Source organism: Sphingobium sp. JS3065 (assembly GCF_026427355.1).
In the GTDB taxonomy this organism is placed as follows: domain Bacteria; phylum Pseudomonadota; class Alphaproteobacteria; order Sphingomonadales; family Sphingomonadaceae; genus Sphingobium.
This window is the reverse complement of record NZ_CP102665.1, coordinates 419,795-445,086: the sequence shown is the minus strand read 5'-3', so window position 1 is coordinate 445,086 and position 25,292 is coordinate 419,795. Positions and strand designations below refer to the sequence as shown.

The following is a 25,292-nucleotide window of genomic DNA, read 5'->3' as shown; positions in this document are numbered from 1 at the left end:
TGGGTCCAGATCAGCGGCGCACATCCCCGCCGCTGGCGGAAAAGCCGTCCAGCGCCGCCCGGCCGATCAGGCAGAAATCACCCGCAATGCCGTGCTTGAGCGCGGTAAGGGCCAGCCCCGCCTGCGCCATGGCGCCGGCGTCGCCACCCTCCAGCCACTGGTGCAGCACCCCTGCGGCAAAGGCGTCGCCCGTGCCGATGCGGTCGACGATGCCGGTCACGTCGATCTCCGCCGTCTGGTGCGCGCCGTCGCGCCGGTCGACCCGTGTCGCGATGCGATGATGGCTGGCGGTCACCAGATGGCGGGCGGTGGACGCAATGATCTGAAGATCGGGGAAGGCGTCGAACGCGGCCATCGCCGCTTCCCGGCGACGATCCTCGCCATCCCCGGAAAAGGGGCGGTCCAGCAGCAGGGATATGTCGCGATGATTGCCGATCAGGATCGTCGCGTCGCTCACCAGATCGCGCAAGATGCCGCGTGGATCGCTGTCCCAACCCTGCCAGAGCTGCGCCCGATAATTGCCGTCGAAACAGATCGGCACGCCCGCCTGCCGCGCCGCCGCATGCGCCGCCCGCGCCAGCGCCACCCCGGCGGGGCCAAGCGCGGGGGTGATGCCGCCGCTGTGCAACAACCGGGCGCCGTCCAGCGCGCCCACAAAGTCGATGTCGGACGGGTCGGCACAGGCGAAGGCGCTGCCCGCCCGGTCATAGGTGATGGCCGCCGGGCGCGGACCAGCCCCCGCTTCCATGAAATAAAGGCCCATGCGTCCGGATGCCCGCGCCAGAAAGCGCGTATCCACGCCCGCGCCGCGCAGCGCGGACACGGCGCGGTCGCCCAACACATTGTCGCTGACCAGCCCGACGAAGCGCACCGCATGGCCCAGTGACGCCAGGCCGGACGCGACATTGGCCTCCGCCCCGCCCACCACTAGGTCCAGGCTGTCCGCCTGCACCATCAGTCGCTGCCCCGGCGGGGTCAGCCGGAAAAGAAGTTCGCCGAAGGCGACGACAGGTGCGGTTGAGACGGGCGCGGTCGCGGTCATGGCGGAAACCTAACGCGCCAGCCAGCCGCCGTCGACGGCCAGTATCTGCCCCGTGACATAGTCCGCCGCGGACGACGCCAGAAATACGGCGGCGCCCGCGATATCCTCCGGCCTGCCCCAGCGCCCCGCGGGGATGCGTTCGCGGATCTGTCGGTCCCGCGTCTCGTCCGCCTGCAACGCGGCGGTGTTGTTGGTCGCGATATAGCCGGGGGCGATGGCATTCACTTGCACGCCCTGTGGCGCCAGTTCGTTGGCCATCGCCTTCGTCACGCCCACCACGCCGGACTTGGCGGCGGCATAGCTGGGCACGCGAATGCCGCCCTGGAAGGACAATAGCGAGGCGATGTTGACAATCTTGCCCGCGCCCTGCGCCGCCATCGGACGCGCCGCTGCCTGACTGAGGAAAAACAGCGTCTTGAGGTTGGTGTCTACCACCGCGTCCCAATCCTCTTCGCTGAAATCGGGCAGGTCGGCGCGGCGGATGATGCCCGCATTGTTCACCAATATGTCGATCCGCCCCAGCGCGGCGACGGTGTCGTCCACTATTCCCGCGACCGGCGCGATGGTGGACAGGTCCGCCCGGATGTCCAGGCCACGCCGTCCGGCGGCGGCGATCCCCGCCAGCGTATCGGCCGGTTCGGATCGCCCCGCCAGCGCGACGTCCGCGCCCGCCTGCGCCAGCGCGACCGCGATCGCCTGGCCGATGCCGGTATTGGCCCCGGTGACCAGCGCCACCTTGCCCGAAAGATCGAAGTTGATCGCCATCGCCTCTGGTCCCGGTCCGCTTATTGCAACTGGCAGATGTCGAGCACGTTCATGTCGGTATAGTCGAGATTTTCCCCGCCCATGGCCCAGATGAACGCATATTTCTTCGTGCCCGACCCCATATGCACCGACCAGGGCGGACTGATCACAGCTTCCTCATTGGCGATCACGATGTGCCGCATCGCGTCCGGTTCCCCCATATAATGGAAGATGCGGTCGGTCGGTTCGGGCATGTCGAAATAGAGATAGATCTCGCTGCGGCGGTCATGCAGGTGCGGGGGCATGGTGTTCCAAACGCTGCCTTCCTCCAGCACGGTCAGGCCCAGCAGCAGTTGCGCGCTGTCGCACACGCCGGGGATGACAAGCTGATAGATGGTGCGCCGGTTGGAATTGGCCAGGTCGCCGCGCTCCAGCGGATTGGCCTCTGCCAACGTGATCTTGCGGATTGGGCAGGCCTTGTGTGCCGGGACGGAGGCGATGTAGAATCGCGCGCCGTCCCCTTCGAACGTTACGTCCTTCGATCCCATGGGGACGTACAGGCATTCCTTATTGCCCATTTCGAACCGCTCGCCATCCACGGTGACCGCGCCGGGACCGCCGATATTGACGATCCCCGCCTCGCGCCGTTCCAGGAAGGGATGGCCCGCCGCGCTGGCCGGTTCGGTCTGGGCAGGCAGGGAAAGCGGCGCGCCCGCGGGCACGGCGCCGCCGATGACGAAGCGTTCGTTATGGGAATAGTTCAGCACCACCTGACCCGGCACGAACATGCCGCCGACCAGATAGCGGTCGCGCAGTTCGCCGTTCGAAACGCACTCCATCATGTCGGGATGCGTGGCGTGATAGGTCTTGGCGAACATACTGAACTCTTTCCCTCTCCAATGTGGATGGTGCTTGTCTAGTCCGTTATGGTAACCGGTGTCAATGCGGGGCCGAGGGTCATACGCGCCATGCGCTCCCCCGATGGATATATTCAGCTCCTGGCCGTGCCGACGGAGGCGCGCTCGATCAGGTCGGACATGAACATCGAGGGACCGGCCTGCGCATCGGCGGGGTCGACCAACTTCAGCGCGGCGGCCCGCGCCATGGCGGCGATGGGCCAGCGCACGGTGCTGAGCGGGGGCCAGATATGGGCGGCGATGGGCGCATCGTCGAAACCGATGATGGACAGGTCGTCGGGCACGGCGATGCCGCGTTCGCGGGCCGCGTGCAGCACGCCCGCCGCCATTTCGTCATTGCTGGAAAAGATCGCGGTCGGCCGGGGCGTGGCGTCCAGCAGGCGGCTGCCCGCGACATGGCCCGTTTCGAACGTGTAATTGCCCCGCGTCCGGATGTCCGGGCCGCTGTTCAGCCCGAGTCGCGCCACCGCGTCGTTGAAGCCCGCCTCGCGCTCCAGCGCGGACCGGAACCCCTCCGGCCCGGCGATGAAGCCGATGCGGCGATGGCCCATGGCGGCCAGATGGCCGATGGCGTGATCCACCGCCTGCCGGTCGTTAGACTGCACCAGATGCGGCGCGGCGTCCAGCGCGGCGGACCCCATGCGCACATAATCGCAACCCAGTTCCTGGCACAGCGCGGCAACGGCGTCATTTTCCGACACCGGCGGCAGCATGATGACGCCATAGGGCCGCTGCATCTCTATAAAGGCGCGGATGCCGTCCAGCAGGTCTGGCGAGTGGCGGTCGACCGGGCGGATGACCAGTTCGAATTCGGTGTCGCGAATCGCATCCAACACGCCCAACTGGACGTTCAGCACAGTCTGCGCATTGGGATTGTCGAAGATCAGGCCGATCAGGAAATTGCGGCGCAGCGCCAGGGCGCGCGCCTGCGGATTGGGGACATAGCCCAGCGCGGCGATGACCTCGTTCACCTTCTCGCGTGTGCCCTCGTTTAGCAGGGGGGACCGGTTGATGACGCGGCTGACCGTCTTTTTCGACACCCCCGCCAGACGCGCCACATCGTTGATCGTGGGCTTGGGTTCTCGTTTCTTCCTGTCGCTCATCGTGAAGCCCCGTTCCCCGGTCTTGCCGCCAAATCCTGACCCCCCTTGCCTTCATGCGCGGGTGAAGGCAATATGACACCGGTTACCATTAAAAATATGATATGGGAAATGCCATGATTCCCCCTGCACTCAGGGTCCACGAATCCGACAGCGTCGCGGTGGCGCTGCGTCCCCTGCACCAGGGCGAAAGCGCGGCGGGCGTGCTGTTGCGCGCCGACGTGCCGCAAGGGCACAAGATCGCGCTTCACTCAATCGCGGCGGGCGACATGGTGATCAAATATGGGCAGCCCATCGGCCGCGCCACCCGCGCCATCGCGCCGGGCGAGCATGTGCACAGCCATAACCTCGCGACGGCGCTGGCTGGCGAACTGGCCTATGCGCCCGGCGATGGACTGACCGCGCAGGCGCAGGCCCCGATCGATGCGCGATGGATGGGCTATCGCCGGGCCGACGGGCGCGCCGCGACCCGCAATGAGGTGTGGATATTGCCCACGGTCGGCTGCGTCGGGTTGACGGCCGAAGCCGTGGCGGCGGCGGCGCGGGAACGGCATGGCGGCGCGATCGACGGCGTCCACGCCTTTTCCCATCCGCACGGCTGTTCGCAACTGGGCGACGACTTGGCGGGGACGCGCGCGCTGCTCGCCGGGCTGGCTGCCAATCCCAACGCTGCGGGCGTGCTGCTCTTGGGCCTTGGCTGCGAATCGAACCAGTTGGACGCGCTGGTCGAAACAGTGCCCCCGGCTGCTCGAGCCAAGCTGCGCATCCTGTCCAGCCAGAGCGTGGGGGACGAGATGGCGGCGGCGGCAGCGATGATCGACGAACTGGTGGAGGCGGCGCGACCGGCGGTGCGGGAGCCGATGACGCTCGCCGATCTGCCGGTGGGGGTCAAGTGCGGCGGATCGGACGGCTTTTCCGGCCTCACCGCCAATCCGCTGCTGGGCCGATTCAGCGAGACGCTGTCGGCGTCGGGCGGGCGAGCGATTTTGACCGAAATACCGGAAATATTCGGCGCGGAAAAGGCGCTGCTGGACCGTGCGACCAGCGCGGAGGTGTTCGAGCAGGCGGCGGTGCTGGTAAACCGTTTCAAGCGCTATTATCTCGACCAGGGGTTGCCGGTGTCGGAAAATCCGTCGCCCGGCAATCTGGCGGGCGGCATCACCACGCTGGAGGAAAAGTCGCTGGGCGCGGTGCAAAAGGGCGGTCGCGCGCCGCTGGTCGACGTCATCGATTATGGCGGGCAGGCGACGGAGCCGGGGCTGACCCTGCTGGAGGCGCCGGGCAATGACGCGGTGTCGTCTTCGGCGCTGGCGGCGGCGGGGGCGACGATGGTGCTGTTTACTACCGGGCGGGGCACGCCGCTGGGCTTTCCGGTGCCCACGCTGAAGATCGCGTCGAACCAGACGCTGGCGCAGGCCAAGCCGCACTGGATCGATTTCGATGCGTCGCTGGCGCTGCGTGACGGGACGCAGGATGCCGACACGGCCTTTCTGGACCTGATCCTGAGGGTAGCGAGCGGCGAGCGGTGCGCGGCGGAGCGGAGCGGACAGCGGGCCATCGCCATCTGGAAGCGCGGCGTCACCCTGTGAAAATTATCGAAAAACCGGCCGTGGATTGCAAATGACACCGGTTTCCTATACGCGGGAGCGCGACATGCGAGACGAAGAGCGGGGGATGTCTTGACGGAACAGACGGAAGCGGTTGCACGGGCGTTCGTAACGGCGCGACGGGCGGCGAGGGTGCTGGAAACCTATCCCGGCGAACGGCCGACGGACATGGACATGGCCTATGCCATTCAGGACCGCGCCATCGCCATCGATGGCAGGCCGGTGACCGGGTGGAAGGTTGGCCGGATCAACCCGCCCCTGGATGCGCGGCTGGGCAGCAACCGGCTGGCCGGTCCGATCTTCGCCAACACGGTGGTGGACGCGACCGTCAACCCTGATCCCGCCATGCCGGTCTTCGTCGGCGGCTTCGCGGCGGCGGAGGCGGAACTGCTGCTGCATGTCGCGCCCGGCTGGGACGGCGCGGTGCCCGTTGACGATGCGGGCACCCGCGCCCTGCTGGACGATGTGCGGCTGGGCATGGAGATTGCGAGTTCGCCCTATCCCGGCATCAACGCCGACGGACCTGCCGTGACGGCGTCCGATTTCGGCAATAATGCAGGGCTGGTGATCGGCGCCGCGCTGGAGGGGTGGCAGGCGATCGACCTGTGCGCGATCCTGGTGCGTACGCAGATCGATGGCGCCACCATTGGCGAAGCGACCGCCGCGACCATGCTGGACGGTCCCTATGGCGCGGTGCGGTTCCTGCTGGCGAACCTGGCCGGTCGGGGCATCGACGCCAGCGCGGGCCTGTGGGTGTCGACCGGGGCCATAACGGGCGTCCACCCCGTGCTGCCGGGACAGGCGGTGCGGGCCGTGTTCGGCGACCATGGCGCTGTCGATTGCCATATCGTTCCGGCCGCCGGAGCGGCATGACAACCATCAGGACGGACCGGCAAGAACCGGCCAACGGGAGAGTGAAGATGAACACGGTTTCCATTCCCGCATCGGCCCCGGTCGCCAAGCCGGCCGGGCGCTATCGCTGGGTGATCGTCGCGCTGCTGTTCGCGGCCTGCACGATCAACTATATCGACCGGCAGATGATCGGCATCCTGAAGCCCATCCTGACCAAGGAACTGGGCTGGAGCGAGAGCGACTATGCCGACATCGTCTTCTATTTCCAGTTGGCCTATGCCGCCGCCTATCTGCTGTTCGGCAAGATCGTCGACATGCTGGGCGCGCGGCTGGGCTATGCGGTCGCGGTGATCATCTGGACCGTGGGCCACATGGCCCATGGCATGGCCAGCACCGCCATCCAGTTCGCCCTGGCCCGCGCCGGGCTGGGCATAGGGGAAGCGGGCAATTTCCCCGGCGGCATCAAGGCGGTGACCGAATGGTTCCCCAAACAGGAACGCGCCTTTGCCACCGGCCTGTTCAACGCTGGCGCCAATGTGGGCGCCATCCTGACCCCGCTGCTACTGTGGATCATCATCGATGAATGGGGCCTCAACTGGCGCATGGCCTTCTACCTGACCGGCATTTTCGGCGTTCTGTGGCTGATTGCCTGGTGGACCGTTTATCGCCGGCCGGAGGAGAAGAGCCAGGTCAGCGCCGAGGAACTGGCGTGGATTCAGCAGGACGGCGATACCAGCACGGTGCAGAAGATCCCGCTGGCCCGGCTGATCACCCGGCGGGAGACATGGGCCTATGCGCTCGGCAAATTCTTCATCGATCCGATCTGGTGGTTCTTCCTGTTCTGGCTGCCGGGCTATCTGGGCGACCGCTATGGGCTGGACCTGAAGACATTCGCCCTGCCGGTGGCCGCCATCTACGTGATTTCGGACGTGGGCAGCATCGCTGGCGGATGGCTGTCGTCCCGGCTGATCGCGCGCGGGCACAGCGTCAATTTCGCGCGAAAGGTGACGATGCTGGTGTGTGCGCTGGTGATCCTGCCCATCTGGTTCGCGCAGGACGTGTCGACCGTGTGGGGCGCAGTGCTGCTGATCGGCCTGGCCACCGCCGGGCATCAGGCCTTTTCCGCCAACCTCTACACCCTGCCGTCGGACGTGTTCCCGCAAGGCGCTGTAGGCACGGTGATCGGTTTCGGCGGCACGGTGGGCGCTATCGGCGGCATGTGCATGGCGAAGTTCACCGGCTATATACTGGACGCCACGCACAGCTATGAAACCCTTTTCGCCATCGCGGCCAGCGCCTATCTGGTCGCCTTGCTGTTCATTCATCTGCTCAGCCCGCGTCTGGAACCGGTAAGCTGACATTCCCGAACAAGGAGATCGCAATGACCCACAGCTACGACATGCCGCTTGGCCTTTATATCGGCGGCGAATGGATCGGCGCCGAAGGACGGGATACGCAGCCGGTGCTGAACCCGGCGACCGGCGCGGTGCTGGGCGAACTGCCGCTGGCGAGCGAGGCGGACCTGGACCGGGTGCTGGAGGCGGCGGATCGTGGCTTCCGCGCCTGGCGGACCAGCAGCCCCCAGCAGCGCGCCGAGGTGCTGAGCCGCACCGCCGCGCTGATCCGGGAGCGCGCCGACCATCTGGCCGCGCTCGCTACCTTCGAACAGGGCAAGCCGCTGGCGGAGGCCAAGGGAGAGGCGCTGGCGACCGCGATGGTGCTGGATTTCCACGCGGGCGAGGCGTCGCGCATCTTCGGCCGGGTGCTGCCCCGCCCCACGGGCACGCGGTCGATGGTGCTGCAACAGCCGGTCGGCCCGGTCGCGGCCTTCTGCGCATGGAATTTCCCGATCATGAACCCGGTGCGCAAGATTTCCCCGGCGATCACGGCGGGATGTTCGGTGATCCTGAAACCCAGCGAGGAAACCCCGGCCACCGCCATCGCGGTGATGCGCTGCTTCATCGATGCGGGTCTGCCCGGCGACGTCGCGCAACTAGTGTTCGGCATGCCGGACCTGGTGTCCCGCCACCTGCTGGCCTCGCCCGTGACGCGCAAGCTCAGCTTCACTGGCTCCGTGCCCGTCGGCAAGCATCTGATGCGGCTGGCGGCCGACACGGTGATGCGCACGACGATGGAACTGGGCGGGCACGGGCCGGTGCTGGTGTTCGACGATTGCGATGTGGATCGCACCATCGACGCGCTGGTCACGCACAAGTTCCGCAACGCGGGGCAGGTGTGCGTCGCGCCCACCCGCTTCCACGTGCAGCAGGGCGTCTATGAACGCTTTGCCAAGGGTTTCGCCGACCGGGCCGCTGCGCTGCGCATCGGCGACGGCTTTGCCGCCGACACGCAGATGGGACCGCTCGCCAACCCGCGCAGGCCGGAGGCGATCGGCGCCTTCGTGGAGGATGCGGTGCGCGCGGGGGCCAGGCTGCTGACCGGCGGCGAGGGACTGGGCAGGGACGGCTTCTTCTTCCGCCCGACAGTGCTGACCGACGTGCCGCTGGAGGCGAAGGTCATGCAGGACGAACCGTTCGGCCCGATCGCGACGTTCCGCCCCTTCGCCACGGATGACGAGGCGATTGCGGAGGCCAACCGGCTGCCCTACGGCCTTGGCGCCTATTGTTTCACCGAAAGCGGCCGGCGCCAGAACCGGCTGGCCGACGAGGTGGAGGCCGGGGTGATCGGCATCAACACCGTGCGCCTCAGCTGGGGCGATTCGCCCTTTGGCGGCATGAAGGACAGCGGCTTCGGGTCGGAAGATGGTCCCGAAGGGGTCGCCGCGCATCTGGCGACGAAGGCCGTGCACATCATGTAAGCGCCTGATGTCGCGACCCGCGGTCGTGGACCTATGACCATTCTTCGTGATTGACGGGACAAGTCTCATTGGCGGCGGCCGCTGGCCGTCGCCAAAAAAGGGCTTGCACGGCGAAAGAGATCATCATGGCCACGACTGTCACCGAAACGCTCAAGTCCCGCTATGCCGCCCTCCAGGCGGAGCGCGAGAGGAACTGGCCTCCCGCTCAGCTTGAAGGCAATGCGCGGCAACGCAACCAGTTGCTGGAACGCTTCGATCCCGCCGCCGTGGCCCAGCCGGGCACGGTGCTGCCGCCGCTTTCCTTCGCGGAGGTGGATGGCGACACGCTCGCCCTGGACGAACCCACCGCCAATGGCGCGGCGCTGTTCGTTTTCTTCCGCTATGCAGGTTGCCCGGCCTGCAACATCGCCTTGTCCTATTATGCCGAAACGCTGTTCCCGGCCCTGCGGCAAAGGGGCATCCCGCTAATGGCGCTCAGTCCGCAGCCGCCGGTTCCCCTGCGTGAGATCAAGGCGCGGCACGACCTGCCCTTCCAGGTCGCGACCGACGCCGACAACAGCCTGGCGCGGCTGCTGCACATCAGCTTCCAGCCCGACAACCGCCCGTCACCGCCGCCATCCGGCTGGATCGGCGAAGTGACCGGCACGGGCAGTTGGGAATTGCCCCAGCCCGCTGTCCTGCTCGTGGGCGCGGGACGCGTCGTGCGCTGGCTACAGGTCAGCCCGGACTGGCTGGACCGCCCGGAAGCGGACACGGTCCTGCACCAGGTCGACCAAAACCGCGCCTAAAAGACATTCCCCTCCTGCAGGCGGGAGGGGCCAGGGGTGGGCGCGAGCGCAGCGAGCTTCTACGTCAGCCGTTGCAAAACCATGCAGACGGCACGCCAGCCCACCCCCAAGCCCCCCTGAATTCAAAGTTCGCCACGTAATTTCGTCACCCCAGGTCAAGCCGGGGGTCTCGTTCACTACATACTCGGAAATAAAGGCTAACCCATCATTCGGCGGCGATCGCCTGCAACGCCCGCGTATGGCGGTTTTCCGGCACCGGCAGACCCAGATGCCCGCGCAACGTCCGGTCCGTATAATCGGTCCGGAACAATCCGCGCTGTTGCAGGATCGGCACGACCCGCTCGCGAAACAGGGCGAAATCCTTCGGCCGCGTCACGCGCAGCAGGAATCCGTCGGCGGCGCGGCCGGTGAACCAGCGCTCGATCTGATCGGCGATGGTTTCGGGCGACCCCACGAAATCCGACCGCCACTGGCCGAAACGATAGGCCGCATCGCGCAGCGTCAGCCCTTTCTCCCGCGCCTCGCGGATGATCCGTTCGGCATGGCCCTTGTAGCTGCCGGACAGGTCGGGGAAGGGCGCGTCCAGATCGTAGCGGGAAAAATCATGATAGTTGAATGCCCGCCCGACCTGCACCAGCAGCTTGCCGATATCCAGCGTCTCCTGCGCGGCGGCGGTGATGGCCTGCGCCTCTTCGTCGGTTTCTGCGATGATCGGCACCAGCCCCGGCAATATCTTGACATGGTCGGGATTGCGGCCCTCATTGCTGTCCCCGGCCTGGAAGATCACCGGCTGCCCCTGCGGCGACCGGCTGAGCGCCAGCGGTCCGGCGACGGAGAAATGCGCGCCCTTGTGATCCAGCCGGTGCTGCTTACCCTTGTCCAGGAAGATGCCAGCTTCCCGGTCGCGGGGGAAGGCGTCGTCCTCATAACTGTCCCACAGGCCCTGCACGACATCCACGAATTCGCGGGCGCAGGCATAGCGGACCTTATGGTCGAAATGCTCCTCCCGCCCATAGTTGCGTGCCGCGCCCTCCAGTCCGGTGGTGACGACGTTCCAACCCGCTCGGCCCCGGCTGATCTGGTCCAGCGACCCGAACTGCCGCGCCACATTATAGGGTTCCCAATAGGATGTGGTGAGCGTGCCCACCAGGCCGATGTGCGACGTAGACGCCGCCACCGCCGACAACAGGGTCAGCGGTTCCAGTCGGTTCAGGAAATGCGGCGCGGTGTCGGGCGTGATATAGGGCGAATCCACGATGAAGACGAGGTCGAACTTCGCCGCTTCGGCGGCGCGGGCATTGTCGATATACCAGTCGATATCGATGCTGGCGTCGCCGGGCAGGTCGGGGTCCAGCCAACTGGCATGGTCGGCCCCGACCCCCTCCAATATCGCGCCCAGATGCAATTGCCGTCGCGTCGCTTCCGTCATGTCCATATCCTCGGAAATAGGGGGATGATGGCGCGGGCGGCGCGGCGGTGACCGGCGACGCCCGCCGCCGGTCAGGCCGCGCTCTTCGCGGCGGCCTTGCTAGTGTAGCGATTGTCCGGCTCCGCCAGGCCCAGATGCTCGCGGAAGGTGGTTCCTTCATAATCGGTGCGGAACAGGCCCCGCGCCTGAAGGACCGGGATCACCTTGTCGACGAACAGGTCGAGCTGACCCGGCAGCGGTTCGAAGATGACGAAACCGTCGGCGGCCCCGCTTTCGAACCATTGCTGCAACCGGTCCGCCACGGTTTCGGGCGACCCAACAAAGGCGCCGCGAGGGGTCGCCAGCCGTTCCGCCGCCTGCCGCAGCGTCAGATTGCCGGCGCGCACATGCGCCAGGATGCGCTGCGTTCCGCTCTGCTGGCTGTTGAAGCCGATATGCTCGACATCGGGGAAGGGCGCATCCAGATCATATTGGCGGAAATCATGGTCGTTGAAGGCGCGCGACAGGAAGCCCAGGCCCGTTTCGATCGATTCCAGCGCCGCCAGTTCGCGATAGCGCGCCTCCGCATCCTCGTCCGTCTCGCCGACGATGGGGGCGATGCCCGGCAGGATGAACAACTGGTCGGGATCGCGGCCGAAACCCCTGGCCCGCGCCTTGACGTCGGCATAAGAGGCCTGGCCTGCTTCCTCGTCCTCGGCATGGGTGAAGATGACCTCCGACCGCTTCGCCGCGAAATTGCGCCCGTCGTCCGAAGCGCCCGCCTGGAAGATGACCGGCTGGCCCTGCGGCGTCCGCTTGATGTTCAGCGGCCCGCGCACCTGGAAGAATTCGCCCTTGTGGTCCAGCCGGTGCAGCCGCTCCGGATCGACGAACTGCCCGCTTTCCTTGTCGGCGACATGGGCGTCCTCCTCCCAACTGTCCCACAGGCCCTGGACCACGTCCAGATATTCCCCGGCGATGCGATAGCGCACGGAATGGGGAGGATGTTCGGTCTTGCTGAAATTGGCCGCCGTGTCGCCCAGCCAGGACGTCACGATGTTCCATCCCGCCCGGCCGCCGCTCAGATGGTCGAGCGATGCGAACTGCCGCGCCACGTTGAACGGCTCGGAATAGCTGACCGTCAGCGTCGCCACCAGCCCGATGCGGGACGTGGTCGCCGCCAGCGCGGACAGGATGGTGATCGGCTCGAACCGGTTCAGATAATGGGGGCTGGACTTTTCCGTGACCGACAGGCTGTCCGCGATGAACAGGAAGTCGAACTTGCCGCGCTCGGCAATGGCCGCCTGCTTCTGGTAAAAGGCCAGGCTGGTGCTGGCGTTGACGTCGCGATCGGGGTGGCGCCAATCGTTCCAGGTGCGGCCCACGCCGTGCAAGATGAAGCCAAGCTTGATGTGACGTTGCTGGGACATGATCGATTTCTCGCTAAATAGGTTGCGCAAGAAAATCTAAGCCCCGCGACCCGCGCCGACCAACGCGCATCGATCAGCCTTCTATGATTTGATCAAATAGGAGAGAGGTGCAGCGCAGCGAGAAGGCGAAGAGTTGCAGCACCTCCTGCATCTCGGATTCGGCCGTGTCCTCCAACTGCCCGTCTAGCGCCAGCATCGCCAGTGTCGCCCGTTCGACCCCGTCGCCGGTTATCGCCGCGACCGAATCGGTCAGCACCTGATAGGCCTGCGACTCGCATTGGCGGGAACACGCTTCAACTTAATCAGGACAAACCCTATGCCACCGACCAGCCGCCGCCCAAAGCCCTGAACAAATCGACCTGCGCAAAGGCCACCGCCCGGTTCGCGGAGGCGAGGTCGCTCTCCGCCGCTGCCAGCGTGCGCTGCGCATCCAGCACCGTCAGGAAATCGATCTGTCCCTCGCGCTGGCGGGCAAGGCTGATGCGCGCCGCCCGGTCGGCGGCTTCGCGCGCGGCCTTCAGCGTATCGCGCCGCTCCAGCGCATGGGCATAGACCGACAGCGCCGTCTCCGTCTCCTCCAACGCCCGCAGCACCGTCCCGTCAAAGGCCGCAAGCGACCCGTCCGCATCCGCCCTGGCCGCCGCGATCCGGGCGCGATTGGCCTCCTGGTTAGGGAAGGCCCAATTGATCAGCGGCCCCAGCAGCCAGCGGAACGGACCGCCGCCCAATATGTCGCCGCCGCCGACCGCCGTCGTCCCGATGGAGCCGCCCAACGTGATGCGCGGATAAAGGTCCGCCGTCGCCACGCCGATGCGCGCTGTATCGGCGGCCAACCGCTGTTCGGCGGCGCGCACGTCCGGACGGCGGGCCAGCAGGGCGCGGCCATCCCCCACCGGAATGGGCTGGCGGAGGCCGGGAGTCGCCACCTGATCCCGAACAGCGGCGGGCAGATCCTGCGGCACGCGCCCGGTCAGCGTCGCCAGCCGGAAAAGCGCGCTGTCCCTGTCAGCGGTCAGGCTGGGAATTTGGGCGGCCTGCTGGTCGCGCAGCGCCGTCACGCGGATCACGTCCAGCCGGTCGGACCGGCCCACTTCGAACCGGGCGTTGGTGATGCGGATGCTGTTGTCCAGCAGCGCCACCGTCTGCCGCGCCACGCCGATCCGCTCGGCGGAACTGGTGGCGTCGACATAGGCGCGCACCGTGTCGGCGACCACCGCCACGCGCACGGCGTCGGCATCGCCCGCCGCAGCGCTGACGTCGCCCTTCGCCGCCTCGATGCTGCGCTTCACACGGCCGAACAGATCGACCTCATAGGCGACGTTCAGCCCGGCATCGACGGTCCAATTGTCCCGGTCCGCACCGGGCAGTGTCTGGGCGACGGAGGCACGGCCATAGCTGGGCGAACCGCTCAAAGTCGTCTGCGGCAATTTGTCGGAGCGCGCGCCGCGCAACTGGGCGCGTGCCCTTTCCAGCCGGGCGACGGCCACGCGAATGTCGGTATTGGCCTTCAGCGCATCCTGCACCAGCCCGTCCAGCACCGGATCGCTGTAAAGCCGCCACCAATGGTCGTCCGCCTGAGCCGTACTGACCGCCGGACTGGCAGCGCCGATAAAGGTTCCGGCTGCGGCGGTGGGCGTGGCCGGAGCTTTGAAATCCGGCCCCGCCGCGCAGGCCGTCAAGGCCGACGCGCCAAGCAGAAGGGGGAGGAGGGTCTTGATCATCTTGCCGTTCCTTATTCGGCGGGTTGCAGCGCGGCGGAAGCTTGCCCCTTTCCCTTGCGGGAAAAGCGGTCGCCCAAGGCGCGGCACACCACATAGAAGGTGGGGGTGAAAAGCAGGCCGAACGCCGTCACGCCAGTCATGCCGAAGAAGACGGCGGTGCCCAAAGCCTGCCGCAGTTCCGCGCCCGCCCCGCTCGCGATCACCAGGGGCACCGCGCCCAGGATGAAGGCGAAGCTGGTCATCAGGATCGGACGCAGGCGGGTCTGCGCGGCCTGAACGGCGGCGTCGACCGGCGACAGGCCCTGTTCCTCCTCGGCCTGCTTGGCGAACTCAACCACAAGGATGGCATTCTTCGCCGCCAGCGCGATCAGTACGACCAGCCCGATCTGCGTCAGGATATTATTGTCCATGCCCCGCAAATTCACGCCCAGCATGGCCGCGAACAGGCACATCGGCACGATCAGGATGATCGACAGCGGCAACGTCAGGCTTTCATATTGCGCCGCCAGCACCAGGAAGACGAAGAACACCGCCATGGCGAAGACGATGCCCGCCGTATTGCCCGCCATCACCTGCTGATAGGCGACGCCGGTCCATTCCGTGCCGTAACCGGCGGGAAGGGTGGTCGATGCCAGCTTCTCCATGGTCGTCAAAGACTGGCCGGAACTGTAGCCCGGCGCCGTGTCGCCTTCAATCTCCACCGCGGGCAGCAGATTGTAGCGCACCACCCGATAGGGACCGGTCCTGTCCCTGAAGGTGGAGACGGAACCGATCGGCACCATCTGCCCGCTGTTCGACCGGGTCTTCAGGTTCGCGATGTCGGCGACCGTGCCGCGATGGCCGGCGTCGGCCTGAGCCGTCACGCGATAAGTGCGGCCCAGCAGATTGAAATCGTTGACGAAAGCGGAACCTAGATAAACCTGCATCGCTTCGAACACGCGCTCCGGCGGCACGCCCAGCAGGTCGGCCTTGCGCCGGTCGACATCGGCATAGATGCGGGGCGTGCCGACGTCGAAATGGGTATAGACCATGTTGAGGCCGGGCGTCTGGTTGGCCCTGGCGATGAAGTCCTGCGCCTGCTTGTTCAGGTCGGCATAGCCGTGATCCTCGCGGTCCTGCACCATCAGGCGGTATCCGCCCGCCGAACCGATGCCCTGGATCAACGGCGGCGGGATGAGCAGGATGCGCGCCTTGTCATAACCGGCGACGGCCTTGTTCGCCCGATCCATGATGTCGGCATAGGTGACGCCCTCTTCCTTCCGTTCCGCGAAGGTCTTGAACGGGAAGTAGATGGCGGCCGAATTGGGCGCCTGCGTCTGGGAGGGGCCATGGAGACCCGCGAACATCACCGCGCCGCGCAGGCCCTTGATCGGCAATATCTTCGCCGCGACCTCCCGCGTCACCTTGTCGGTCCGCTCCAGCGAAGCGCCGGGGGGAAGCTGGACGACGGCCAGGAAATATCCCTGGTCCTGCGCGGGAATGAAGCCGCCGGGCGTCACCCAGAACAGGGCGATGGTGGCGACGATCAGGCCCGCATAGATCAGCAGCATCTTCTTCGGACGAACGACGAGGAAGCGGGTGAGGCGGGCATAGCCTGTGCTCAGCCGGTCGAAACCGTTATTGAAGCGGCCGGCGGCCTTCGCGGCAAGCTGACGCCAGTGCGGGGCGTTATAAAGATCATGCCCACCATCTTTGGACTTCAACAACAGCGCCGCCGCCGGGGACAAAGTGAGCGACAGGATCAGCGAAATGATCGTCGCGGTGGAGATGGTGACGGCGAACTGCTGGTAGAATGCGCCCGAAATGCCGGTGATGAACAAAGTCGGCACGAACACCGCGCACAGGACGAGGACGATGGCGATCAATGCCGTGGACACTTCGTCCATGGAGACGCGGGCCGCCTCCAGCGGGGACATGCCATGTTCGATATTGCGCTCGACATTCTCGACCACGACGATGGCGTCGTCGACCACGATGCCGATGGCCAGCACCAGCCCGAACAGCGACAGATTGTTGAGCGAATAGCCCAGCCCTGCCAGGATCGCAGCCGTGCCGATCAGGGAGACCGGAATGGCGATGATCGGGATGACGGCGGCGCGCCAGTTCTGGAGGAAGACCAGGATGACCAGCACGACCAGGATCACCGCCTCGAACAACGTCTGATAGACGGCGTCGATCGACTGGCTGATGAATTCGGTCGGGTTGTAGATGATGCTATATTCCAGCCCCTTGGGGAAGCGCTTGGACAGTTGCTCCATCTCTGCCTTCACCTTCTCCGCCGCGTCCAGCGCGTTGGAGCCGGGGCGCTGCATCGTCGCGATGACGACGGTGGGCTTGTTGGAAAGATAGGTGTTGATGCCATAATCCTGCGCGCCCAGTTCGACGCGGGCGACGTCGCCCACCCGGACCTGGCGGCCATCGGCATCGGTGCGGACGACGATGTCCGCGAATTGCTGCGGCTCGGTCAGGCGGCCCTGCATCTCGACGCCAAGCTGGAAGGCTTCCCCGCGATCATAGGGCGGCTGGCCGATGGACCCGGCGGACACCTGCACATTCTGGGCGCGCAACGCCTGCACGATCTCACCCGCCGTCAGGTTGAGCGCGGCGGCGCGGTCGGGGTCGATCCAGACGCGCATCGCATAGTCGCGCGATCCGAAAAGCTGCACGTCGCCCACGCCGTCCAGCCGCGCCAGCCGGTCGCGCACCTGCGTCAGCGCATAGTTGGACAGGTAATCGCGGTCGAAGGTGCCGTCGGGCGACTGGAGGTTGACGACCATCAGGAATTCCGGCGTCGTCTTGCGGGTGACGACGCCCAGCCGCTGCACCTCTTCGGGCAGGCGCGGGACCGCCACGGCCACGCGGTTCTGCACCAGCACCTGCGCGGCGTCCAGGTCGGTCCCGACCTTGAAGGTGACGGTGATCGTCACCTTGCCGTCGCCGGTGGACTGGCTGCTCTGATAGAGCATGTCGTCCACGCCGTTGATTTCCTGCTCGATCGGCGCGGCGACGGTCGACGCGACGGTCTCTGCGGACGCGCCGGGATATTGGGCGGAAACCGTGACGGTAGGCGGCACGATATCGGGATATTGGGATACGGGCAGGCCGACGAAGGCGATGGCCCCGACAACGGTGATGATCACCGCGATCACGGCGGCGAAGATCGGCCTGTCGATGAAGAAACGGGAAAGGCGCATCGGACGAATTCCTGGATGGCGTGAAAAGGGGCGCGCGATCCGGTGGGCCGCCGGATCGCGATATTCGGCTCTCATCTCCCCTCTTTTGCAGCGGAGGGGCTATTATTCAGGGAGCAAAGGTCGCTTGCGCCGCCACCGGAGCCGCCGCATCCACCGCCGCGACCGGCGCCGGACTGGCCTTGACCCCCACCGACCGCGTCGCGACCTTCTCACCGGGCATGGCCGCCTGAATGTTCGACACGATCACCCGGTCAGCGGGCGTCAGCCCCGCGCGGATGATGCGCAACCCATCCACCACCGGCCCCAGTTCCACCGGCTTCGCCACGACACTATCGTCCCGGCCCACCACCAGCACGGTCTTGCGCGCCTGATCGGACTGGATGGCTTCGTCCGGAACCAGCAAGACGTTGACCTTGCCCCCATTGGCAAGCCGCATGTTGCCGAACAGCCCCGGCGTCAGGAACATGTCCGGATTGTCGAACAATGCGCGGACGCGGATCGTGCCCGAACGCGGATCAAGCCCATTGTCGGTAAAGTCCAGCCGCCCCTTGTGCCGATAATCCGCCTCGTCCTGCAACCGGACCTCGACTATTCCGCCAGCCCCCTTGTCCCGTTGCGACTTCAGATACAGCGCCTCGGAAGCATCGAAATTGAAATAGATGGGATCCAGCTTGTTGACGGTCGTCAGCAACGTCGCCCCCGCACCCTCGCCCGCAGAGACGAGATTGCCGATATCGACCCGCCGGTCGGAAACCCGCCCCGAAATCGGCGCGCGGACCTGCGTGAACTCCATGTCCAGCGCCCGCTGCCTCTCCCGCGCCTGCGCCCCCGCCAGGGCAGCCTGCGCCGCCTGCAAACGCGACCGCAGCGAATCCACCTCGCTCGCCGAAACCGCCCCGTCGCCGGTCAGCCGCTGCACCCGGCTATAATCATTCTGCGCCAGAAGCAGCGCGCTGCGGGCGCTGGCCGTATTGGCCCGCGCCTCCGCCAGAGCCGCCAGAAAAGGCCGCTGGTCGATGGTGAACAGCAGTTGCCCCGCCTTCACATGATCGCCGTCCCTGAAATGGATCGCCGTCACCGACCCCGAAACGCGGGGACGGATATCGACCGTCTGGCTGGGTGCGAAGCGGCCGACATAATCGTCCCACTGCGTCACCGCCCGGCTCAGCGGCGCGGCGATGCCAACAGTGACCAACGGAGTCGCCGCCGCCTGCGCCTGCGGTCTGTCGACGATCTTCCACCCGACGCCGCCCACGACCGCCAGCGCGATCGCGCCCAGCGAAACATGGCGCTTGCGCCAGCGGGAGAGGGGAGTGGCCGACCGCGTGTCGACGTCGATGGGGGTGTGCATGTTCATGACTGCCTGCTCCGCAAAGCCTGAAAGCGCCGTTGCGCGCTGATGCTGGCCAGCAGCGTTTCAAGCTGGCCTTCATTGAAACCGGCCTTCAAAAAGGCCTTCAGAAAGGATGGGCGAACCGTATAGCCGCGATGCCAGGCGTCGACCGCCAGCCGCCGCAGGCTTTCCAGCCGCATATTGGCAAGGCGCGGATTGGCCCGCTCCCCGAATATCCAGCCTTTCAGCCGGTCCCAACGATCCGGCGCGCGCAGCGAGTCCAGACCGTCCCGCCGCGCAAGCTGGATGATCTGCCATTCGACCGGCGCGAAACCGGAATTTGCCGCCTTCATGACGCCAATCGTCCCGCCATCGTCGGCAAGTGTGGCAAGTTGCAGAAATGCCATGGCAATTCCCCTGTGTATGACGCGAAGCCGGGGGATCGGGCCGACGCGTCGTCGTCCGCTGCGAGCCATCCCGGCCGAACGTGAAAAAAACCTCTCCGCCACGCGACCGGCGGGCCGCGCATCAGGCGATAGGATGATGGTCAGGTCGCGGCGCCCTGTTGGGCTGCCCGCTTCAGGTCGTCAGTGACGACAGGATTTGAAAAACGTCCGCATCTTGCGACCCCTTCGGATGGCAGGTCCATTTAATACTGAATGGTATATAATGCGACGCCGACCGCGGGTCAAGATATTTTTGTACCGATTGGTAATTTTCCGGTATCTAATAGGAAAACCGCCAGTTTACGGTCACTTGCCTGGCCAGACGGCCAAAGTGGTCTCCACCAGTTGCTCCAGCAGCGCCTGCGCCATTCCCGCGCTTGCCTGCACCGCCATGCCCTGCGTCATCGTCGACAAATAGGTGGCCAGCGCCTGCGGCTCGATCGTGGCGGGAAAGTCGCCTTCGTCCCGCGCCCGTTCCAGCCGGGCCAGCAACGCCGCGTCGGAAGAGGCGCGGCGGGCGATGACTTCGTCGCGGATCGATTCCGCTTCCCCGGCGCAGGCGACGGTGCTGATGACGCCCAGGCAGCCATGGGGATCGGTCGTCCCGGTCTGGATCGCCAGCGACCCGCGCAGCAGCCGCTCCGCCACGCCCTTCGCCGTGGGCGCCTCCAGCGCGGTCTTGACGTAGCACAGCTTGTCCCGCTCATAGAGGTCGAGCGCCTTGCGGAACAGCGATTCCTTGTTGCCGAAACAGGCGTAGAGGCTGGGCTTGGTGATCCCCATCGCCTCGGTCAGTTCGGCCATGGACGCGCCCTCATAGCCGCGCCGCCAGAACACGGTCAGCGCGGCGCTGAGCGCCTTTTCCGGATCGAACTCGCGCGGGCGGCCCCGCGCTACCTGAGTCTGTGTTTCCATACCGACCGGTATATAGTGAAGCTTGCCCCCATCGTCCAGACCCGGCTTACATCATGCATCACTTTGCCCTATCAGCCGGGAAAAGAAAGCGAAGCGCATGCAGACCCGGCTTCTTCAATATTTCCTGGCCCTGGAGAGGGAGGGGCATTTCGCCCGCGCCGCGGCGGCCTGCCACGTGTCGCAGCCCACGCTGTCGGCGGGCATTTCCGCGCTGGAGGCGCAGCTTGGCAAGCGGTTGATCCTGCGCAACCGCCGCTATTCCGGCCTGACGGAGGAGGGGCGGGAGATCCTGCCCTGGGCGCAGCAACTGGTCGCGGCGGCCGACAATCTGATGCAGGCGGCGGCGGTCGCGAAGGGGCCGTTGCAGGGCGAATTGCGGCTGGGCGCGATTCCTGCGGCGATGCCCGCCGTCGGCCCACTGGTGGAGGCGCTGCTGGATCGGCATCCGGGCCTCAACATCTCCGTCCGGGCGCTGACCTCCCGCCAGATCGAACGGGAACTGACCGCCTTCGAACTGGACGCAGGCCTCACCTATCTGGATTTCGAGCCGCCCTCCCACATGCTGGCCGCACCCCTTTATGTGGAACGCTACATGCTGGCGGCGGCGCAAGGCGTGCTGGATGAAGATCGAACGCCGACGTGGGAGGATGTGGCTGCCCTGCCGCTGTGCCTGCTGCATCAGGGGATGCAGAACCGGCGGATATTGGACGCCCGCCTGGGCGAACGCGGCCTGGCGCTGCGCCCGGTGGTGACGGCCGACAGCTATGTCGCCCTGTTCGCGCTGGTGCGGCAGGGGCGGCTCTGCTCGATCGTGCCGGACAGCCATGCGATGCTGCTGGACGGCCTGGACTGGGTGCGAACCTTCGCCCTGCCCGACGCGGACGAGGGCAGCCGGATCGGCGTCATCGTCTCCGACCGGGCGCCGCTGGGCCCACTGGCGCAAGCGGTGCTGAACGTGGCGCGGGATATCAAATGGCCAATTGCTGACGTTAATAATATCGTCATCCCAGCGAAAGCTGGGATCTCGTGAGGCTGGTCTGTGCCCTATCGCCTGAGATCCCAGCTTTCGCTGGGATGACGGAATGATGTCCGCTCCCCACCCAAATCACTCAGTCCGGCGAGCGCGGACTATTCCTCAACCTCTCCCCCCAAAACCACCGCATCGATCCGCCGCAACATCTCGACGAAGGCCTCCACCTCCTCCGCGCTGAAATGCGAAAAGACCGCGCTCTCCATCTCCAGCGCCTTGGGCGCGATGGCGGCATGCAGCCGTTCCCCTTCCTCCGTCAGCGCCAGCAGATGAGACCGACGGTCCTCCGCATTGGGCAACCGGCGAAGCACCCCCCGTCCGGTCAGGGCAATGGCCGCCCGGCTCACCGTCACCTTGTCCATGCGGCTCTGCGCGCAAATCTGCTGCTGCGTGATGCTGCCCCGTTCCGCCACCCACGCAATCACGCGCCATTCGGCGATGCCGATGCCGAACAGCGCCTCATAGCTTTGGGCGATGGCATCGCTCAGCAACGCCGCCGTGAAGGACAGGCGATAAGGAATGAACTGGTCCAGGCGCAGCGTCTTGGCGGTCATCCGCAACTGGTAACATTTGATACTTCATCGGCAAAGCGCTATGATGGTAACAATTGATACCATAGGAGTCGCGCCAGGATGGGAGAGAGCCAGCCACCCGAAGCCCCCATGATGGCAGGCTTCGGCAATCATTTCGCGACGCAGGCGGTGCCCGGCGCCCTGCCGGTGGGCCGCAATTCGCCGCAACATGCGCCCTATGGCCTCTATGCCGAACAATTGTCCGGCACCGCCTTCACCGCGCCACGGGGGGAGAACAGGCGAAGCTGGCTCTACCGCCTGCGCCCGGCGGCCAATCATCCGCCCTATCGCCCCTATGATGGCGGCACGCTCCTGCGCAGCGGCCCGTTCGACGAAGCGCCGCCCACGCCGAACCGCCTGCGCTGGGATCCGATGCCCATCCCCGAACGGCCGGTGGATTTCATCGACGGGCTGGTCAGCTATTGCGGCGCTGGCGACCCGGCGATGGGGGAGGGGCTGGCCGTCCACCTCTATGCCGCCAACCGCCCGATGGAAAAGCGGGCCTTCACCAACGCCGATGGCGAAATGCTGATCGTGCCGCAGCAGGGCGCGCTGCGCATTGTCACCGAAATGGGCGCGATGGATGTCGCGCCGCAACAGATCGCGCTGATCCCCCGTGGCCTGCGCTTCAGGGTGGACCTGCCCGATGGAACGGCGCGGGGCTATATCTGCGAAAATTACGGGGCCTTGTTCCGCCTGCCCGACCTTGGTCCCATCGGGGCCAACGGCCTCGCCAATGCGCGCGACTTCGAAACCCCCGCCGCATGGCTTGAGGATGACGATACCCCCCATGAAATCGTCCAGAAATTCGGCGGACGGCTATGGGCGACGACGCAGGACCATTCGCCGTTCGACGTGGCGGCATGGCACGGCAATCTCGCGCCCTGCCGTTATGATCTGCGGCGCTTCAACACGATGAACACGGTCAGCTACGACCATCCCGATCCGTCGATCTTCACCGTGCTGACATCCCCCAGCGACCGCGCCGGAACGGCCAATTGCGACTTCGTGATCTTTCCGCCGCGCTGGATGGTGGCGGAGGATACATTTCGCCCGCCATGGTTTCACCGCAATGTGATGAGCGAATTTATGGGCCTGATCCACGGCACCTATGACGCCAAGGCGGGCGGCTTCGCGCCGGGCGGCGCGTCGCTGCACAATTGCATGGCGGGGCACGGGCCGGACAAGGCGAGCTATGAAGGCGCGCTGGCCGCCGAATTGAAGCCGCACCGGATCAGTGACACCATGGCCTTCATGTTCGAAAGCCGCTTCGCCTTCCGCCCGACCCGCTTCGCGATGGAAACGCCGCTTGGCCAGTTGGATTATGACGATTGCTGGTCCGGCTTCACGAAGGCGCGACTGCCGCAAAGGGACAGGGCATGAGCTTCCCGCCAATCGACGAAACCCATGATCCCGCCCGGTCGAGTTGGGTGGAGGGGGCCGACGGACATCCCGACTTCCCGATCCAGAACCTGCCCTACGGGATTTTCTCGCCCCCCGGCGGCGCGGCGCGGGCGGGGGTGGCGATAGGAGGCTGGATATGCGACCTGCGCGCCGTCGCCGATGCGGGCCTGCTGCCTGCCGCAGCCGCCGCCGTGCTGGGCGAACCGGCGCTGAACGCGCTGATGGCGCTCCCGGCGGCCGACCGGTTGGCGCTGCGCCGCCGGTTGAGCGCCCTCCTCAGCGACGAAGGGCAGCGCCACGTGGTCCAACCCCTGCTGCACTGGGCGGCGGACTGCGCGCCGCACCTGCCCGCCGCCATTGGCGATTATACCGATTTCTATGTCGGCATTCACCACGCGACGAATATCGGCAAGCTGTTCCGCCCCGACAATCCATTACTGCCCAATTATAAATATGTGCCCATCGGCTATCATGGCCGGGCATCGTCCATCCGGCCATCCGGCGTCCCGGTGGTGCGGCCCCATGGTCAGCGGAAGGCCCCCGATGCCGACATTCCGGTGGTGGGGCCAAGCCAGAGGCTGGACTATGAACTGGAACTGGGCATCTGGATCGGCGCGGGCAACGCGCTGGGCGAACGGGTGCCGATTGCCGAGGCGGCGGACCATATTGCGGGCTTCTGCCTGCTGAACGACTGGTCGGCGCGGGACTTTCAGGCATGGGAATATGTGCCGCTGGGGCCGTTCCTCGCCAAGAATTTCCAGTCCACCATCTCGCCCTGGGTGGTGACGGCGGAGGCGATGGCCCCCTTCCGCATCGCCCAGCCGCCCCGGCCGCAGGGCGACCCGCGACCCTTGCCCTATTTATGGGATGAGCGGGATCAGGCGCAGGGCGCGCTCGCCATCGATCTGGAGGTCCATCTGTCCAGCGCGAGGATGCGGGCGCAGGGCCTTACGCCGATGCGGCTGTCCAGCGGCCCTGCATCCTCCATGTACTGGACCGCGCAGCAGATCGTCGCCCATCATGCGTCCAACGGCTGCAACCTCAATCCCGGCGACCTTCTGGGGACGGGCACGCTCTCCGGGCCGACGCCCGACAGCTATGGCAGCCTCATGGAACTGACGGAGGGCGGCAAGAGCAGGATCGCCCTGCCGACCGGCGAGGAACGCGCCTTTCTGGAGGATGGCGACGAATTGGCGCTGAGGGCGGTGGCGCGGGCGGACGGCTATATACCCATCGGCTTCGGGGAATGCCGCGCCATGATCGAGCCTGCACGATGAGCGCGCTGACGCTCCACAGCTATTGGCGGTCCAGCGCCGCCTATCGCGTGCGGATCGCGCTGAACCTGAAGGGTCTGGCCTATGATCAGGTCACGCACGACCTGCGCGCAGGCGCGCAGCGGGCGCCCGCCTATCGCGCCCTGGCGCCGCAAAGCCTGGTTCCGGCGTTGGAGGCGGGGGATTTCGTGCTCACCCAAAGCCCGGCCATATTGGAGTGGATCGAGGAAGGCTGGCCGCAGCCGCCCCTGCTGCCCGCCAATGCGCAGGACCGGGCGATTGTACGGGCCATGGCGGCGCTGATCGGCTGCGACATCCATCCGCTCAACAATCTGCGCGTGTTGCGGGCACTGAAGCGTGATTTCGGCGCGGATCAGGCGGTGCTCGACCAATGGGCCGGACGCTGGATCGCCGACGGTTTCGCCGCGCTGGAAATTCTGGTGGCGCGCCATGGCCGGGGCTTTGCCTTTGGCGACCGGCCGGGGCTGGCGGACTGCTATCTGGTGCCGCAGCTTTATTCGGCGGAGCGGTTCAACGTCGACCTCTCGCCCTTTCCCACTCTGGTCGCGGCGGTGGAAAGGGCGCGGCCGCTGGACGCCTTCGCGGCGGCGCACCCCTCCGCCCAGCCCGACGCCGACCCGCCCTATTGATAGAGATTCTCTATCAAACATGATCCTCTTCGATTTGACGCCGCCCC

22 protein-coding genes are annotated in these 25,292 nt (G+C 66.2%); 9 read left to right on the top strand and 13 right to left on the bottom strand.

Annotated features, from left to right (window positions below; genetic code table 11):
• Positions 1 to 10: 10 nt before the first annotated feature.
• The 4 genes from NUH86_RS19390 to NUH86_RS19375 all read right to left on the bottom strand — a co-directional run bounded on the left by NUH86_RS19390 (position 11) and on the right by NUH86_RS19375 (position 3,806).
• On the bottom strand, positions 11 to 1,042 hold the full coding sequence (locus NUH86_RS19390) for a sugar kinase (protein WP_267252943.1): 1,032 nt from the start codon (positions 1,040 to 1,042) through the stop codon (positions 11 to 13).
• A 9-nt stretch (positions 1,043 to 1,051) separates the two neighbouring features.
• A complete protein-coding gene (kduD, locus tag NUH86_RS19385; RefSeq protein ID WP_267252942.1) occupies positions 1,052 to 1,807 on the bottom strand; it encodes a 2-dehydro-3-deoxy-D-gluconate 5-dehydrogenase KduD in 756 nt (251 codons plus the stop codon).
• A 20-nt stretch (positions 1,808 to 1,827) separates the two neighbouring features.
• Positions 1,828 to 2,664 carry a 5-dehydro-4-deoxy-D-glucuronate isomerase gene (gene kduI, locus NUH86_RS19380; protein ID WP_267252941.1) on the bottom strand — a complete coding sequence of 279 codons (837 nt, stop codon included), beginning with the start codon at positions 2,662 to 2,664 and terminating at the stop codon, positions 1,828 to 1,830.
• 113 nt (positions 2,665 to 2,777) lie between these two features.
• Complete coding sequence (locus NUH86_RS19375) at positions 2,778 to 3,806, bottom strand: LacI family DNA-binding transcriptional regulator (protein WP_267252940.1); 1,029 nt, start codon at positions 3,804 to 3,806, stop codon at positions 2,778 to 2,780.
• 113 nt (positions 3,807 to 3,919) lie between these two features.
• On the opposite strand from NUH86_RS19375, the gene NUH86_RS19370 reads away from it, so the two are divergent.
• From NUH86_RS19370 to NUH86_RS19350, 5 genes are all read left to right on the top strand, one after another.
• A complete protein-coding gene (locus tag NUH86_RS19370) occupies positions 3,920 to 5,392 on the top strand; it encodes a UxaA family hydrolase (protein ID WP_267252939.1) in 1,473 nt (490 codons plus the stop codon).
• Positions 5,393 to 5,482: 90 nt separating this feature from the next.
• Entirely contained in the window at positions 5,483 to 6,283 is an 801-nt protein-coding gene (locus NUH86_RS19365) for a 2-keto-4-pentenoate hydratase (protein ID WP_267252938.1), read from the top strand.
• A gap of 47 nt (positions 6,284 to 6,330) precedes the next feature.
• Complete coding sequence (locus tag NUH86_RS19360; protein ID WP_267252937.1) at positions 6,331 to 7,620, top strand: MFS transporter; 1,290 nt, start codon at positions 6,331 to 6,333, stop codon at positions 7,618 to 7,620.
• Between the two features lie 23 nt (positions 7,621 to 7,643).
• Positions 7,644 to 9,080, top strand: a complete 1,437-nt coding sequence (locus NUH86_RS19355) for an NAD-dependent succinate-semialdehyde dehydrogenase (RefSeq protein WP_267252936.1) — start codon at positions 7,644 to 7,646, stop codon at positions 9,078 to 9,080.
• A 125-nt stretch (positions 9,081 to 9,205) separates the two neighbouring features.
• Complete coding sequence (locus NUH86_RS19350; RefSeq protein WP_267252935.1) at positions 9,206 to 9,868, top strand: peroxiredoxin-like family protein; 663 nt, start codon at positions 9,206 to 9,208, stop codon at positions 9,866 to 9,868.
• A gap of 205 nt (positions 9,869 to 10,073) precedes the next feature.
• Here the strand turns inward: NUH86_RS19350 and NUH86_RS19345 are convergent, their stop codons facing one another.
• The 8 genes from NUH86_RS19345 to NUH86_RS19310 all read right to left on the bottom strand — a co-directional run bounded on the left by NUH86_RS19345 (position 10,074) and on the right by NUH86_RS19310 (position 20,315).
• Positions 10,074 to 11,297, bottom strand: coding sequence for an NtaA/DmoA family FMN-dependent monooxygenase (locus tag NUH86_RS19345; protein WP_267252934.1), 1,224 nt, complete (start codon positions 11,295 to 11,297; stop codon positions 10,074 to 10,076).
• 71 nt (positions 11,298 to 11,368) lie between these two features.
• Positions 11,369 to 12,706 carry an LLM class flavin-dependent oxidoreductase gene (locus NUH86_RS19340; protein ID WP_267252933.1) on the bottom strand — a complete coding sequence of 446 codons (1,338 nt, stop codon included), beginning with the start codon at positions 12,704 to 12,706 and terminating at the stop codon, positions 11,369 to 11,371.
• A gap of 73 nt (positions 12,707 to 12,779) precedes the next feature.
• Positions 12,780 to 12,962 (bottom strand): hypothetical protein, encoded by a 183-nt coding sequence (locus tag NUH86_RS19335; RefSeq protein WP_267252932.1) that lies wholly within the window; start codon positions 12,960 to 12,962, stop codon positions 12,780 to 12,782.
• Between the two features lie 58 nt (positions 12,963 to 13,020).
• Positions 13,021 to 14,427: an efflux transporter outer membrane subunit gene (locus NUH86_RS19330; protein ID WP_267252931.1), complete on the bottom strand. Its 1,407-nt coding sequence runs from the start codon at positions 14,425 to 14,427 to the stop codon at positions 13,021 to 13,023.
• A gap of 11 nt (positions 14,428 to 14,438) precedes the next feature.
• Positions 14,439 to 17,621, bottom strand: a complete 3,183-nt coding sequence (locus tag NUH86_RS19325; RefSeq protein ID WP_267252930.1) for an efflux RND transporter permease subunit — start codon at positions 17,619 to 17,621, stop codon at positions 14,439 to 14,441.
• Positions 17,622 to 17,727: 106 nt separating this feature from the next.
• Complete coding sequence (locus NUH86_RS19320) at positions 17,728 to 18,978, bottom strand: efflux RND transporter periplasmic adaptor subunit (RefSeq protein WP_267252929.1); 1,251 nt, start codon at positions 18,976 to 18,978, stop codon at positions 17,728 to 17,730.
• Positions 18,975 to 19,361, bottom strand: a complete 387-nt coding sequence (locus NUH86_RS19315) for a hypothetical protein (RefSeq protein ID WP_267252928.1) — start codon at positions 19,359 to 19,361, stop codon at positions 18,975 to 18,977. The genes NUH86_RS19320 and NUH86_RS19315 overlap by 4 nt, the downstream gene beginning before the upstream one ends.
• A 345-nt stretch (positions 19,362 to 19,706) precedes the next feature.
• The gene (locus NUH86_RS19310) at positions 19,707 to 20,315 is read right to left on the bottom strand and encodes a TetR/AcrR family transcriptional regulator (RefSeq protein WP_267252927.1); all 609 of its coding nucleotides are present in this window, start codon (positions 20,313 to 20,315) and stop codon (positions 19,707 to 19,709) included.
• A 97-nt stretch (positions 20,316 to 20,412) separates the two neighbouring features.
• Here NUH86_RS19310 and NUH86_RS19305 point away from each other — a divergent pair, with 97 nt between their 5' ends.
• Entirely contained in the window at positions 20,413 to 21,345 is a 933-nt protein-coding gene (locus NUH86_RS19305) for a LysR family transcriptional regulator (RefSeq protein WP_267252926.1), read from the top strand.
• A 98-nt stretch (positions 21,346 to 21,443) separates the two neighbouring features.
• On the opposite strand, the gene NUH86_RS19300 is transcribed toward NUH86_RS19305, so the two are convergent.
• On the bottom strand, positions 21,444 to 21,899 hold the full coding sequence (locus NUH86_RS19300; RefSeq protein ID WP_267252925.1) for a MarR family winged helix-turn-helix transcriptional regulator: 456 nt from the start codon (positions 21,897 to 21,899) through the stop codon (positions 21,444 to 21,446).
• Between the two features lie 111 nt (positions 21,900 to 22,010).
• On the opposite strand from NUH86_RS19300, the gene hmgA reads away from it, so the two are divergent.
• The 3 genes from hmgA to maiA are packed head-to-tail and all read left to right on the top strand — an operon-like array spanning position 22,011 to position 25,245.
• Positions 22,011 to 23,300: a homogentisate 1,2-dioxygenase gene (hmgA, locus tag NUH86_RS19295; RefSeq protein ID WP_267253006.1), complete on the top strand. Its 1,290-nt coding sequence runs from the start codon at positions 22,011 to 22,013 to the stop codon at positions 23,298 to 23,300.
• On the top strand, positions 23,297 to 24,598 hold the full coding sequence (gene fahA / locus NUH86_RS19290; protein WP_267252924.1) for a fumarylacetoacetase: 1,302 nt from the start codon (positions 23,297 to 23,299) through the stop codon (positions 24,596 to 24,598). The genes hmgA and fahA overlap by 4 nt, the downstream gene beginning before the upstream one ends.
• Positions 24,595 to 25,245: a maleylacetoacetate isomerase gene (gene maiA / locus NUH86_RS19285; RefSeq protein ID WP_267252923.1), complete on the top strand. Its 651-nt coding sequence runs from the start codon at positions 24,595 to 24,597 to the stop codon at positions 25,243 to 25,245. The genes fahA and maiA overlap by 4 nt, the downstream gene beginning before the upstream one ends.
• The last annotated feature ends 47 nt before the right edge of the window (positions 25,246 to 25,292 follow it).